Here is a 12,521-nt window from a genome sequence, read left to right as displayed (position 1 = left end):
TATTAAAGGCGGAAAACGAGTTCAAACGGCACGTCCGAATCGTATCAATGGCGAGATTCGCGCCCTGGAAGTTCGCTTAACAGGTCTGGAAGGCGAAGCTTTGGGTATTGTGAGTCTGAGAGAAGCGATCGAAAAAGCTGAAGAAGCTGGAGTAGATTTAGTTGAAATCAGCCCTAACGCCGAACCGCCAGTTTGTCGTATTATGGACTACGGCAAGTTCCTTTATGAAAAGAGTAAGTCTTCTAAGGAACAGAAGAAAAAGCAAAAAGTTATCCAGGTTAAGGAAATTAAATTCCGTCCTGGCACCGACGATGGCGATTACCAGGTAAAACTCCGCAGCCTGGTACGCTTTCTGGAAGATGGCGATAAGGCTAAGATCACGCTGCGTTTTCGCGGTCGTGAGATGGCCCACCAACAGATCGGTATGGAAGTGCTCAACCGCGTCCGTGACGATCTGAGTGAACTGGCAGTAGTCGAATCCTTCCCTACGAAGATCGAAGGCCGCCAGATGATCATGGTGCTCGCTCCTAAGAAGAAACAGTAAGGCCTTCAAGTAGCAATGTCTGTGGAGCCTGCGGGTTCCACAGCCGTTGTTCGCCTACGTTTCGTTTATTAACAATGCGAAGTGGAAGTTATTAAAATGCCAAAAATTAAGACCGTACGCGGTGCTGCTAAGCGCTTCAAAAAAACCGGTGGTGGTGGATTTAAGCGTAAGCACGCAAACCTGCGTCATATTCTGACCAAAAAATCTACTAAGCGTAAACGTCACCTGCGTCCAAAAGGCCTCGTTTCTAAAGGCGATCTGGGTCTGGTTATCGCGTGCCTGCCGTACGCATAAGTCGTTAACGTTTAATTAATTTTTTTACTAAGAATATAGATACAGGAGAGCACATATGGCTCGCGTAAAACGTGGTGTAGTTGCCCGTGCACGTCACAAGAAAATTTTGAAACAAGCTAAAGGCTACTACGGTGCGCGTTCTCGCGTATACCGCGTTGCCTTCCAGGCTGTTATCAAAGCTGGTCAGTACGCTTATCGTGACCGTCGTCAGAAAAAGCGTCAGTTCCGTCAACTGTGGATTGCGCGTATCAACGCAGCAGCACGTCAGAACGGTATTTCTTACAGCAAATTCATCAACGGCCTGAAAAAAGCCTCTGTTGAAATCGACCGTAAGATCCTGGCTGACATCGCAGTATTCGACAAAGTAGCGTTCACCGCTCTGGTCGAAAAAGCGAAAGCAGCTCTGGCATAAGCCGGTGAAAAGAGGGAGCCTGGCTCCCTCTCTTTTATTTGTAGTGCAATCAATTGGTTGACAATTTATCCGTAAGCCTTTTCAATAAAGGTTGTCCGGTTTTTACCACACAAGGTAACGCAAGCATGAATGCTGCTATTTTCCGCTTCTTCTTTTACTTTAGCACCTGAACTTAGGAGGCTTGCGCGTGAAAGAAGAAACGGAAAACAGCGCCTAAAAGCCTCCCTGGTGGAGGCTTTTTTTATACACGTTATCCTTCAGGCTGCCTCTGCGTTGGCTGCAGTCGCTTACCCCAGTCACATATTTGTCTGAGGATTAGCGCTCTACTGCTGCCTTGACTCAGCCAGAATGATTTTGTGTATATACGAGCGACTAGTGAATATCGCAACATAACGAGGAAAACCATGTCACATCTCGCAGAGCTGGTTGCCAGTGCAACGGCCGCCATTAACCAGGCTTCAGATGTTGCCGCGTTAGACAATGTCCGCGTCGAATATTTGGGCAAGAAAGGGCACCTGACCCTTCAGATGACTACCCTGCGTGAACTGCCGGCAGAAGAGCGCCCGGCAGCAGGTGCGGTGATAAACGAAGCCAAAGAGCAGGTTCAGCAAGCGCTGAACGCGCGTAAAGCCGAATTAGAAAATGCCGCGCTGAATGCTCGTCTGGCTGAAGAAACGATCGATATCTCCTTGCCTGGGCGTCGTATCGAAAACGGCGGTTTGCATCCGGTAACGCGGACTATCGATCGCATTGAAAGTTTCTTTGGTGAGCTGGGCTTTACCGTGGCGACCGGTCCGGAAATCGAAGATGACTATCATAACTTCGATGCGCTGAATATTCCTGGCCATCACCCGGCGCGCGCTGACCACGACACTTTCTGGTTTGATGCGACTCGTCTGCTGCGAACGCAGACTTCCGGCGTGCAGATCCGCACCATGAAAGAAAAACAGCCGCCGATCCGTATTATCGCTCCGGGCCGCGTATATCGTAACGACTACGATCAGACGCACACCCCAATGTTCCATCAGATGGAAGGGCTGATTGTTGATACCAACATCAACTTCACCAACCTGAAAGGCACGCTGCACGATTTCCTGCGCAACTTCTTTGAAGAAGACCTGCAGGTTCGTTTCCGTCCTTCCTACTTCCCGTTCACCGAACCTTCTGCGGAAGTCGATGTGATGGGTAAAAATGGCAAATGGCTGGAAGTATTGGGTTGCGGAATGGTTCATCCGAATGTGCTGCGTAACGTCGGTATCGATCCGGAAATCTACTCTGGCTTTGCATTCGGTATGGGTATGGAGCGTCTGACCATGCTGCGTTACGGCGTAACCGATCTGCGTTCTTTCTTCGAAAACGATCTGCGTTTCCTCAAACAGTTTAAATAAAGGCAGGATAAAACAATGAAATTCAGTGAACTGTGGTTACGCGAATGGGTAAACCCGGCGATTGATAGCGATGCGTTGTCAAACCAAATCACGATGGCGGGTCTGGAAGTTGACGGTGTGGATCCTGTTTCTGGCGCGTTCAACGGCGTTGTGGTGGGCGAAGTGGTTGAGTGCGCTCAGCATCCGAACGCTGACAAACTGCGCGTCACCAAGGTGAATGTCGGCGGCGACCGCCTGCTGGATATCGTCTGCGGTGCGCCAAACTGCCGTCAAGGGCTGAAGGTGGCTGTAGCAACCGTTGGTGCCGTTCTGCCGGGCGATTTCAAAATCAAAGCCGCAAAACTGCGCGGTGAGCCATCTGAAGGCATGCTGTGCTCGTTCTCCGAGCTGGGCATTTCCGACGATCACAACGGTATTATCGAACTGCCTGTCGATGCACCAATTGGTACCGATATCCGTGAATACCTGAAGCTTGACGATAATACTATCGAAATCAGCGTCACTCCGAACCGCGCCGACTGCTTAGGCATTATCGGTGTGGCACGTGACGTTGCTGTACTGAACAAAGCCCCTCTGGTTGAGCCGGAAATAACGCCAGTAGCTGCAACCATTAACGACGTCCTGCCGATTCAGGTCGACGCGGTGGAAGCCTGCCCACGCTATCTGGGCCGCGTGGTGAAAGGCATTAACGTTAAAGCGCCAACCCCGCTGTGGATGAAAGAAAAACTGCGTCGTTGCGGCATCCGCTCGATCGATGCCGTGGTTGACGTGACTAACTATGTGCTGCTCGAATTGGGCCAGCCGATGCACGCATTCGACAAAGACCGCATTGAAGGCGGGATTGTTGTCCGCATGGCAAAAGAAGGTGAAACCCTGGTATTGCTGGACGGCAGTGAAGCGAAGCTGAATGCGGATACGCTGGTGATTGCGGACCATAACAAAGCGCTGGCAATGGGTGGCATCTTTGGTGGCGAGCACTCCGGTGTGAATGATGAAACGCAAAACGTCCTGCTGGAATGCGCGTTCTTCAGCCCGCTGTCTATTACCGGTCGCGCACGTCGTCACGGTCTGCACACCGATGCGTCTCACCGCTATGAGCGTGGTGTCGATCCGGCGCTGCAACATAAAGCCATGGAACGTGCTACGCGCCTGCTGATTGATATCTGCGGCGGCGAAGCGGGTCCAATCATTGACGTGACGAACGAAGCCTCGCTGCCAAAACGCGCAACCATTACGCTGCGCCGTAGCAAACTGGATCGTCTGATCGGACACCATATTGCAGATGAGCAGGTGAGCGATATTCTGCGCCGTCTGGGTTGTGATGTCACGGAAGGGCAAGATGAGTGGAAAGCGGTAGCGCCGAGCTGGCGTTTCGATATGGAGATCGAAGAAGACCTGGTCGAAGAAGTCGCCCGCGTATACGGTTATGACAATATCCCGAATATGCCAATTCAGGCGGGTCTTATCATGGGTACGCATCGTGAAGCGGATTTGTCGCTGAAACGCGTAAAAACCATGCTGAATGACAAAGGCTACCAGGAAGTTATTACCTACAGCTTTGTCGACCCGAAAGTCCAGGCGCTGCTGCACCCGGGTGAAGAAGCGCTGTTGCTGCCAAGCCCAATCTCGATTGATATGTCGGCAATGCGTTTATCCTTGTGGACCGGCTTGCTGTCTACGGTAGTGTACAACCAGAATCGTCAGCAAAACCGCGTGCGTATTTTCGAAACGGGTTTACGTTTCGTACCGGACACGCAGGCCAATCTCGGGATCCGTCAGGATCTGATGCTGGCGGGCGCGATCTGCGGTAACCGTCATGATGAACACTGGAATCTGGCAAAAGAGACCGTTGATTTCTATGATCTGAAAGGCGATCTGGAAGCGGTTCTCGACCTGACCGGCAAGCTGGCGGATATTCAGTTCAAAGCTGAAGCGAATCCAGCACTGCATCCGGGGCAGTCTGCGGCGATTTATCTGAAAGGTGAACGCATTGGTTTCATTGGGGTTGTTCATCCTGAACTGGAACGTAAACTGGATCTGAACGGTCGCACTCTGGTGTTTGAACTGGAGTGGAACAAGCTCGCAGACCGCGTGGTGCCTCAGGCGCGTGAAGTTTCTCGCTTCCCGGCGAACCGTCGCGACATCGCAGTCGTTGTGGCAGAAAACGTTCCCGCTGCGGATATTTTATCCGAATGTAAGAAAGTTGGCGTAAATCAGGTAGTTGGCGTAAACTTGTTTGACGTGTACCGCGGTAAGGGTGTTGCGGAGGGTTATAAGAGCCTCGCTATCAGCCTGATCCTTCAGGATACCAGCCGTACACTTGAAGAAGAGGAGATTGCCGCTACCGTCGCCAAATGTGTAGAGGCATTAAAAGAGCGATTCCAGGCATCATTGAGGGATTGAACCTATGGCGCTTACAAAAGCTGAAATGTCAGAATATCTGTTTGATAAGCTTGGGCTTAGCAAGCGGGATGCCAAAGAACTGGTCGAGCTGTTTTTCGAAGAGATCCGTCGTGCTCTGGAAAATGGTGAGCAGGTAAAACTCTCTGGTTTTGGTAACTTCGATCTGCGTGATAAGAATCAACGTCCGGGCCGTAATCCGAAAACGGGCGAAGATATTCCCATTACAGCACGGCGCGTGGTGACCTTCAGACCCGGACAGAAGTTAAAAAGCCGGGTTGAAAACGCAACGCCGAAAGAAGAGTAATCTGAACTAACTAAAAAGGCCGCGAATGCGGCCTTTTTTCTTAGTGGGCCAGAAGGAAAAACAGCCCGGTCAGTGCTGCACTCAGCAGGTTAGACAACGTGCCCGCCAGGATCACTTTAAGCCCCATTTTAGCAATGAAACTTTTTTTCCCCGGCACAATCCCCCCCAGTACGCCAATCAATGCAGCAGGAGAGGACAAATTGGCAAACCCAGCCAGCGCCATGATCGTTATTATCTGCGAATATTCCGACAGTTGGTCTTTCATTGGAATAAAGCTGGTATACGCGACGAACTCATTCAACACCAATTTTTGACCTAACAGGCTGCCAATTTGCAAGACTTCATTAGTGGGAATGCCCAACAGCCAGGCAACCGGAGCAAAGAGGTAACTGAAGATAAATTGTAGCGTGACGTTACCATAGCCGAAAAAGCTACAAAACCAGCCCAACAAGCCGTTCACCATAGCAATTAATGCAATCAGTGCCAGAAGCATTGCCCCCACGTTAGCGGCGAGCTTCAGCCCGATAGTCGCGCCATTTGTCGCCGCTTCAACGATGTTGATAGGCTTTTCATCTTGACCAAGCATATCGCCTGACACGTCGGCAGTGTTTTCGGGTTCCGTTTCTGGAAACAGCATTTTCGCCATTAACAGACCGCCTGGCGCTGACATAAAAGAGGCGGCTACCAGATAGCGAATTTCGATCCCCATACTGGCATAGCCAACCAGCACTGAGCCTGCGATAGAGGCCACACCACCTGTCATGAGGGCAAACAGTTCTGAGCGCGTCATGCGTGGTGCATAAGGCTTCATCAGGACGAAGACGTCAGTATTGCCCGCAAAAATATTGGCCGTTGCAGCCATGGATTCTGCCGGGCTGGTGCGCAGCAGTTTATGGATACCCGTACCGATGAGACGGATAATCCACTGCATGATGCCCAGGTAGTACAGCACGGAGAACAATGCCGACATAAAAATGATAATCGGCAGAACATGCACGGCAAATACAAACCCCATTTTGAACTGTCCGAGATTACCGAAGAGAAAGTTAATCCCTTCCGACGAATAGTTCAGCATGCCTGACAGACTGTTTGATATGGCGAGTAAGATTTTTTCCCCTAAGGGGACATACAGGATAAATGCAGCAAAAAGAGCCTGGATTGCAAAGGCACCGCCAACGGTGCGAAACCGGATAGCTTTGCGATTTTCTGAACATAGCCAGGCAACGAGTAACAGGACAACAATGCCAAGTATGACGATGAGTATCTGCATGGTTTATCCCTCATCGGCATCAATGATGCTACGGAAAAGATCTTTAAAGAGAGCATCCCGCTCAATAAATTTTGCGACCTGAATGACGTGACGGCGGTTATCAAAACTCCAGCTCAGATTGTCATTGATCAAAGGGGATGTACGGTATTCACAGGTGAACCAGTCAGGATTCAGGACATAGCCAACCGTAGTGATATCCCAAATGACTTTGCGGGATGCAAAACCAATCCAGGGGCATCGCGGGGCAATTTCAGCAAAGTAGCTACCAATGCGGCTGGTCTCTGCAAAATAGTACTGCATCTCTGGGACCGATGAGGCCATAGTGTTAGCCACGCCAAAGCAGGGGATTTGGGTGAGCGCTACGCCACTATCAAAAAGTACCCGACTCGCCGCAATGTCCTGCATCAGGTTGAATTCATGATTATCTTTCCAGGCATAACTGTTACCCCCAAGCCAGATGACATGAATCTTTGTGACGATGTCCGGCGCGAGGAGCAGTGCGTTAGCGATATTGGTCGGCGCGGCGATTGCGAGTACATGTAATGTTTGCTCAGCCGTTCTTGCCCGGTTAATCAAATCCTGTACTGCTGCTGACATCTCCGGCTGGTTGCTATCTTTCAGATAGCGTGTTGAACCCTGGAATATTTGCGGTATGTTTTCGCGGCGGGGGAGTTTGTTAAATACGCGATAGATCTCATCGACGCTCAGTTGCATGCCTACTGCGGGATCGTCAACATATGTGTGTGAGCCCTCTTTACCAAAATAGTGGTTGGTAAACGGAGCGGCGTATACAGCTTGCAGATCGAGGCGCTCCGGGTGTAAGAATGCCCAGGCAATGGCCATCTGATCGTCAATTTCATTGTAGGTATCGCTGTCAATAACGATAGGCACTTTGCCATACTTAGGTGGCGTAATTAAGGCAATACGCTGCGCTGAAGTTAATTCAGGCCAGTGGATACTTAACATCGTTAATGTTCCTTAAGTTAGAAGTCGTAGGCCAGTCGATAAATGAGAATATCGCCATATCCATCCGCACCAAGTTTGTTATAGAAGTATCGATACATTAATGTGGTGGATATATGAGGCATGATTTTCCAGGTAATATTCAGGCCGCCGTTTAAACCATTGCTACCATGATTGTTAGCGGTATAGTCATCATTACGGTCAAGTTCTATTTCATTCCAATTGGACAGTAAGAAGTCCTGGTTGAGAAGATTGAAAGCATAGCCAGCGTTCCATCCGATTGAGAAACCATTGAGTCCATTAATATCATAAGCTGGGCCAAAATTACTGTGCGCGGTAATGTACTGACGAGCAATCCAGGGTTTAAACCACCATCCATCGCCTTTCAGGTCGGTATAGCCAAGCCCAATAAATTGATTCGTCTCTTTAAAATTGGGGCTTTGCGAATTATAGACTTTTGTAAATAAGCTGGCACCTGTTTTCCAGAGGTAGGTATGGATTTCACCATTCGCAGTCTGCCCCTGATTTCCCTCGTCATCTAGAATATTTTCAAAATCATAAAAACCGTACATTTCACCCCAATCAAAACCAATACCTCCCTCAATACCAATTAAGGCTTGTTCATATTCGAGGTCTTTAACACCGGCATCCCAGGATTGATAGTCAAAATGTATATTTCCCCAACCGTATTGTTGTTCAGCTAATGAGGAAAAAGCTACGCACGATAATAAAGCCCCGAAGGCGATTTTTTTCATTTTATATCCCTATTTTGGTGGTGGATTAATATCAGTATTTAGTACAAGCTAATCGTTTTAATACGAGTTCATGGGATGGCATATTGGCTGCGCCTTCACGCTCTACGGCCAGTGCTGCAAATACACAGGCGTAATGAATTGCGTTGGCAATATTTTCTCCACAGGCAAGTCGTGCAGCGAGTGCACCATTAAATGCATCACCGGCGCCGGATGTATCAATATTAACGGCGGGATATGCCGGGAACTGTTGGTGAGTAGAACCATCAAATAACCAGCACCCATCTTTGCCTAACGTAATTAGAATATATTGTGGTCCCATTTGGTGCATGATTTCGGCGGCCTGACGAATATCGTCTGGCGTACGAATAGCCTTGCCAATAATCGCCTCTGCTTCTGTGAGGTTTGGGGTCAGGATGTGTGTCCAGCGGAGAAGGTCTGTCACCTCCTTGCGCCATGGCGCTGGATTCAGGATTGTCATCACTCCTGCGGCATGTGCGAACTTAATAGCTTGAGCTGTAGCGTCAGGATTGTTTTCCATCTGCGTCAAAAAAACATTGGCGGTGCCCATCTCGTCATAACAGGATATAATTTCTTCACTCGTTATTTCCTGATTAGCCCCTGGATTAATAACGATTACATTATCGCCAGCCTCTTCGGATATCATCACTACGGCACTGCCGGTTGGTGCATCACTTTTGGTAAAGATGGTTAGCTTTTCTAATCCTACGCCATTTAAAAAATGCTGGGCTTTGGTTGAAAACTCATCTTCACCTAATTTGACTGTAAAATAAGTGCGAGCATTGGCTTGTGCGGATGCTATCGCCTGGTTGCTGCCTTTCCCTCCGGGTAAACAACAGGAAAAAAGCGCGCGCGTGGTTTCCCCTGAAATAGGAAAACGGTGAAGCCGATATACTAAGTCAGTATTAAATGAACCCAGAATGTAAACTTTCCCATTGTTTTCGTTCATTGATATTTCTCGTTCGATCTTTGATTGGTTAATGATGATGTTTTGGTGCAAATAAAGAGAGTTGTTCTCATATAATGGGAATGCATTGTCGTGATTATATACAGCACCTCCATAGCATGAGCGGACATGTCCTGTTTTTACGAGGTCATTGATGTCGCGGCGGAGTGTTCTTTCCGTAACATCAAGTACCTTAACAAGAGATGATATTTTTACACTTCCTTGTTTTTTGAGTAGTGTTAAAATATAGCGAAGACGCTGTTTTTTGTAACGACAGGGCATCTAATCCTCACTTTTCATGAATGTGATGAGAGGTCCATGTAATAAGTTTATTTTGTCTATACGTTAATTTCTTTGGTGAATGAATTTATTTGTTGAATAAATAATTAAAGATCTGATTACCACTAAGTACACCGATGATACCAAATACACCAGGCCAGGCAGCAGGGGCTGGAATGGGGAGTTTTATTAATGTAAATATGAAACCAATAATTGCACCGGCAATAAGCGAAAGAATTATATCCATAAGATAATTCCTGAGGGTGTTATGATGATATGAAGACTACACAATATATTTACGTATTGATGAGAAGACAATCACACAAAACTTCTGCAACCGGACATCTTGTCCGGTTGTGGTTATTTATTTAATCTCAGGAACGATATTAATAATGACAGCTACTACCTGGTATTGCTGCCAGCATTGCATTATGCAAAAGACTAAGGTTCATGCTGTTTTGGGCCATTGCCTCATTTGCGGTAGAGCTTCCTTCCATGTTTTTTGCTTTCATCGTAAAATTAATGAGATAACCCATAAAAAAAGTATAAACATGCAACCTTTTGCACAATTACAACGTCGGCGAGACCGATACTGGTTAGGCACTTTATCGCTGTTGCTATTGGTCATGCTCGTGATTAGCTTATGCGCAGGAGAACAGTGGATCGCCCCCGGCGACTGGTTCAGCGCCCGCGGCGACCTGTTCGTCTGGCAAATCCGATTTCCCCGTACCCTCGCCGTTTTGCTGGTAGGCGCTGCGTTGGCCTTATCTGGCGCAGTGATGCAAGCTCTCTTTGAAAACCCGCTCGCAGAGCCTGGATTACTGGGCGTGTCGAATGGCGCGGGAGTCGGGCTCATCGCGGCGGTGCTGCTGGGGCAGGGGCAGCTCCCCGGCTGGGCGCTGGGTTTATGCGCCATCGCTGGGGCGCTGATTATCACGCTTATTCTGCTCCGTTTTGCCCGCCGTCATTTGTCTACCAGCCGTCTGCTGTTGGCGGGGGTGGCGCTGGGGATTATCTGTAGCGCGCTGATGACATGGGCCATCTACTTCTCCACTTCTTTTGATTTGCGACAGCTAATGTACTGGATGATGGGGGGCTTTGGCGGCGTTGACTGGCATCAGGCCTGGCTCATGGTGGCGTTGATTCCGGTGCTGGTGTGGATCTGCTGTCAGTCGCAGCCGATGAATATGCTGGCGCTGGGGGAGACTTCTGCACGTCAGTTGGGATTGCCGTTATGGTTCTGGCGCAACCTGCTGGTGGTCGCCACGGGCTGGATGGTTGGCGTAAGCGTGGCTCTGGCGGGAGCGATTGGCTTTATTGGGCTTGTGATCCCACATATTCTGCGGCTGTGCGGCTTAACCGATCATCGCGTGTTACTGCCGGGCTGCGCGTTGGCTGGCGCTATCGTGTTACTGTTGGCTGATGTTGTCGCGCGTCTGGTGCTGGCCTCGGCTGAGCTGCCAATTGGCGTGGTGACGGCCACCATGGGCGCACCGGTATTTATCTGGCTATTGTTAAAAGCCGCGCGCTAGAACGCGTTGATTCGGTCTATGATTAAAAACTGAAAATCCACCTGTTGTTCTGGAGATGCTATGCAAAACACTATCCTCGATACAGACGTGACGACCATTGACGGCAAGGTGACCTCACTGCAGCCGTATGCCGGAAATGTGCTGTTAATCGTCAACGTTGCTTCAAAATGTGGGCTAACGCCGCAATATGAGCAACTGGAGAATCTGCAGAAAGCCTGGCATCAGCAGGGCTTTACCGTTCTTGGGTTCCCCTGCAACCAGTTTCTGGGCCAGGAGCCGGGCAGTGAAGAGGAAATAAAAACGTACTGCAGTACCACCTGGGGCGTTACCTTCCCGATGTTCAGCAAAATTGAGGTCAACGGCGAGGGACGCCATCCGCTGTATCAGAAACTGATTGATGCCGCGCCAACCGCCGTTGCGCCTGCGGATAGTGGATTCTATGAGCGTATGGCGAGTAAAGGTCGGGCGCCGCTCTACCCGGACGATATTCTGTGGAATTTCGAGAAGTTTTTAGTGGGTCGGGATGGTCAGGTACTGCAACGATTTTCACCCGATATGACGCCTGAGGATCCTGTTCTGGTGCAATCCATCAAGACGGCGCTGGCAAACTAATGTCTCGATTGATGCAGCTACAGGACGTAGCAGAATCGACCCGACTTGGCCCGCTTTCTGGTGAGATAAAAGCAGGGGAGATCCTGCATTTAGTGGGACCTAACGGCGCAGGAAAGAGCACGCTGTTGGCGCGAATGGCGGGGCTGACGACCGGCAAGGGCAGCATCACCTTTGGTGATGTGTCATTGGATGAATGGCCGGCAGCAAAGCTGGCGCAATATCGCGCTTATCTTGCGCAACAGCAAAACCCACCGTTTGCGATGCCGGTCTGGCATTTTCTGACGCTGCATCAACCCGATAAAGCACGCACCGATCTGTTACAGGAAGTCGCCGATGCGCTTGGGCTTGGGGATAAGCTGGGACGCAGCGTGAATCAGCTCTCCGGCGGTGAGTGGCAGCGCGTGCGCCTGGCTGCGGTTATCCTGCAGATTTGCCCACAAGCGAATCCATTCGGCCAGCTTTTGTTGCTGGATGAGCCGATGAACAGCCTGGACGTGGCGCAACAAAATGCGCTGGACCGGATGCTGGGTCAGCTGTGTTTACAGGGTATCGCGATTGTAATGAGCAGCCATGACCTTAATCATACCTTACGTCATGCGCACAAGGCCTGGCTCCTCAAACGCGGGGAGCTGCTTGCCAGTGGTGCTCGTGATACGGTACTAACGCCGGCCAATCTGTCTGCGGCTTATGGCGTGAACTTTCGTCGTTTGGATATTGAAGGCCACAGAATGCTCATATCAACCACTTAAGTTAAATGGGTTCTTGAAAATCATATAATTTCCACGCTAAATTGGCATAAAA

At 49.6% G+C, this 12,521-nt stretch carries 15 protein-coding genes and 1 other annotated feature; of the genes, 10 read left to right on the top strand and 5 right to left on the bottom strand.

What is annotated here, in order from left to right; all coding sequences use genetic code 11:
* The first annotated feature begins 1 nt into the window (after position 1).
* The 7 genes from infC to ihfA all read left to right on the top strand — a co-directional run bounded on the left by infC (position 2) and on the right by ihfA (position 5,345).
* Positions 2–544: a translation initiation factor IF-3 gene (gene infC / locus HV243_RS14100; protein WP_048997935.1), complete on the top strand. Its 543-nt coding sequence runs from the start codon at positions 2–4 to the stop codon at positions 542–544.
* A 96-nt stretch (positions 545–640) separates the two neighbouring features.
* On the top strand, positions 641–838 hold the full coding sequence (gene rpmI, locus HV243_RS14095) for a 50S ribosomal protein L35 (RefSeq protein ID WP_003030583.1): 198 nt from the start codon (positions 641–643) through the stop codon (positions 836–838).
* 55 nt (positions 839–893) lie between these two features.
* Entirely contained in the window at positions 894–1,250 is a 357-nt protein-coding gene (gene rplT, locus HV243_RS14090; protein ID WP_003030578.1) for a 50S ribosomal protein L20, read from the top strand.
* A gap of 120 nt (positions 1,251–1,370) precedes the next feature.
* Positions 1,371–1,495 (top strand) — a sequence feature (Phe leader region).
* The gene (gene pheM, locus HV243_RS25395; RefSeq protein WP_001386830.1) at positions 1,376–1,420 is read left to right on the top strand and encodes a pheST operon leader peptide PheM; all 45 of its coding nucleotides are present in this window, start codon (positions 1,376–1,378) and stop codon (positions 1,418–1,420) included. (Overlaps the previous feature by 45 nt.)
* A 159-nt stretch (positions 1,496–1,654) precedes the next feature.
* Positions 1,655–2,638, top strand: a complete 984-nt coding sequence (pheS, locus tag HV243_RS14080) for a phenylalanine--tRNA ligase subunit alpha (protein ID WP_016152865.1) — start codon at positions 1,655–1,657, stop codon at positions 2,636–2,638.
* A gap of 15 nt (positions 2,639–2,653) precedes the next feature.
* Positions 2,654–5,041, top strand: a complete 2,388-nt coding sequence (pheT, locus tag HV243_RS14075; RefSeq protein WP_053389682.1) for a phenylalanine--tRNA ligase subunit beta — start codon at positions 2,654–2,656, stop codon at positions 5,039–5,041.
* Between the two features lie 4 nt (positions 5,042–5,045).
* The gene (ihfA, locus tag HV243_RS14070) at positions 5,046–5,345 is read left to right on the top strand and encodes an integration host factor subunit alpha (protein WP_003030571.1); all 300 of its coding nucleotides are present in this window, start codon (positions 5,046–5,048) and stop codon (positions 5,343–5,345) included.
* A 40-nt stretch (positions 5,346–5,385) separates the two neighbouring features.
* Here ihfA and HV243_RS14065 read toward each other — a convergent pair whose 3' ends face one another.
* The 5 genes from HV243_RS14065 to HV243_RS14045 all read right to left on the bottom strand — a co-directional run bounded on the left by HV243_RS14065 (position 5,386) and on the right by HV243_RS14045 (position 9,823).
* Complete coding sequence (locus HV243_RS14065; protein ID WP_053389681.1) at positions 5,386–6,615, bottom strand: NupC/NupG family nucleoside CNT transporter; 1,230 nt, start codon at positions 6,613–6,615, stop codon at positions 5,386–5,388.
* Between the two features lie 3 nt (positions 6,616–6,618).
* A complete protein-coding gene (locus HV243_RS14060) occupies positions 6,619–7,581 on the bottom strand; it encodes a nucleoside hydrolase (RefSeq protein WP_053389680.1) in 963 nt (320 codons plus the stop codon).
* A gap of 17 nt (positions 7,582–7,598) precedes the next feature.
* Positions 7,599–8,333 carry an outer membrane protein OmpK gene (locus HV243_RS14055; RefSeq protein WP_016152869.1) on the bottom strand — a complete coding sequence of 245 codons (735 nt, stop codon included), beginning with the start codon at positions 8,331–8,333 and terminating at the stop codon, positions 7,599–7,601.
* A 31-nt stretch (positions 8,334–8,364) separates the two neighbouring features.
* A complete protein-coding gene (locus HV243_RS14050) occupies positions 8,365–9,579 on the bottom strand; it encodes a PfkB family carbohydrate kinase (protein WP_053389679.1) in 1,215 nt (404 codons plus the stop codon).
* Between the two features lie 85 nt (positions 9,580–9,664).
* Positions 9,665–9,823, bottom strand: coding sequence for a DUF1427 family protein (locus HV243_RS14045; RefSeq protein WP_016152871.1), 159 nt, complete (start codon positions 9,821–9,823; stop codon positions 9,665–9,667).
* Between the two features lie 304 nt (positions 9,824–10,127).
* Here HV243_RS14045 and btuC point away from each other — a divergent pair, with 304 nt between their 5' ends.
* From btuC to btuD, 3 genes are read left to right on the top strand one after another with little or no spacing between them, the layout of a single operon-like run.
* The gene (btuC, locus tag HV243_RS14040; protein WP_032931198.1) at positions 10,128–11,108 is read left to right on the top strand and encodes a vitamin B12 ABC transporter permease BtuC; all 981 of its coding nucleotides are present in this window, start codon (positions 10,128–10,130) and stop codon (positions 11,106–11,108) included.
* Positions 11,109–11,168: 60 nt separating this feature from the next.
* A complete protein-coding gene (locus HV243_RS14035; RefSeq protein ID WP_016152873.1) occupies positions 11,169–11,720 on the top strand; it encodes a glutathione peroxidase in 552 nt (183 codons plus the stop codon).
* Complete coding sequence (btuD, locus tag HV243_RS14030; protein ID WP_053389678.1) at positions 11,720–12,469, top strand: vitamin B12 ABC transporter ATP-binding protein BtuD; 750 nt, start codon at positions 11,720–11,722, stop codon at positions 12,467–12,469. Before HV243_RS14035 ends, btuD begins: the two co-directional genes overlap by 1 nt.
* Positions 12,470–12,521 lie beyond the last annotated feature (52 nt).

This window comes from Citrobacter sp. RHBSTW-00599 (assembly GCF_013784065.1).
Lineage (GTDB): Bacteria > Pseudomonadota > Gammaproteobacteria > Enterobacterales > Enterobacteriaceae > Citrobacter > Citrobacter braakii.
The sequence above is the reverse complement of the archived record's forward strand: the minus strand, read 5'-3'. Positions and strand labels throughout refer to the sequence as shown.

What these genes read in the sequence shown, in the direction of transcription:
- btuC (WP_032931198.1), top strand. Translation starts at nt 10,128, where the DNA reads ATGCAACCTTTTGCACAATTACAACGTCGGCGAGACCGATACTGGTTA.
- HV243_RS14065 (WP_053389681.1), bottom strand. Translation starts at nt 6,615, where the DNA reads ATGCAGATACTCATCGTCATACTTGGCATTGTTGTCCTGTTACTCGTT.
- rplT (WP_003030578.1), top strand. Translation starts at nt 894, where the DNA reads ATGGCTCGCGTAAAACGTGGTGTAGTTGCCCGTGCACGTCACAAGAAA.
- HV243_RS14050 (WP_053389679.1), bottom strand. Translation starts at nt 9,579, where the DNA reads ATGCCCTGTCGTTACAAAAAACAGCGTCTTCGCTATATTTTAACACTA.
- btuD (WP_053389678.1), top strand. Translation starts at nt 11,720, where the DNA reads ATGTCTCGATTGATGCAGCTACAGGACGTAGCAGAATCGACCCGACTT.
- pheT (WP_053389682.1), top strand. Translation starts at nt 2,654, where the DNA reads ATGAAATTCAGTGAACTGTGGTTACGCGAATGGGTAAACCCGGCGATT.
- HV243_RS14060 (WP_053389680.1), bottom strand. Translation starts at nt 7,581, where the DNA reads ATGTTAAGTATCCACTGGCCTGAATTAACTTCAGCGCAGCGTATTGCC.
- ihfA (WP_003030571.1), top strand. Translation starts at nt 5,046, where the DNA reads ATGGCGCTTACAAAAGCTGAAATGTCAGAATATCTGTTTGATAAGCTT.
- HV243_RS14045 (WP_016152871.1), bottom strand. Translation starts at nt 9,823, where the DNA reads ATGGATATAATTCTTTCGCTTATTGCCGGTGCAATTATTGGTTTCATA.
- HV243_RS14035 (WP_016152873.1), top strand. Translation starts at nt 11,169, where the DNA reads ATGCAAAACACTATCCTCGATACAGACGTGACGACCATTGACGGCAAG.
- HV243_RS14055 (WP_016152869.1), bottom strand. Translation starts at nt 8,333, where the DNA reads ATGAAAAAAATCGCCTTCGGGGCTTTATTATCGTGCGTAGCTTTTTCC.
- pheS (WP_016152865.1), top strand. Translation starts at nt 1,655, where the DNA reads ATGTCACATCTCGCAGAGCTGGTTGCCAGTGCAACGGCCGCCATTAAC.
- rpmI (WP_003030583.1), top strand. Translation starts at nt 641, where the DNA reads ATGCCAAAAATTAAGACCGTACGCGGTGCTGCTAAGCGCTTCAAAAAA.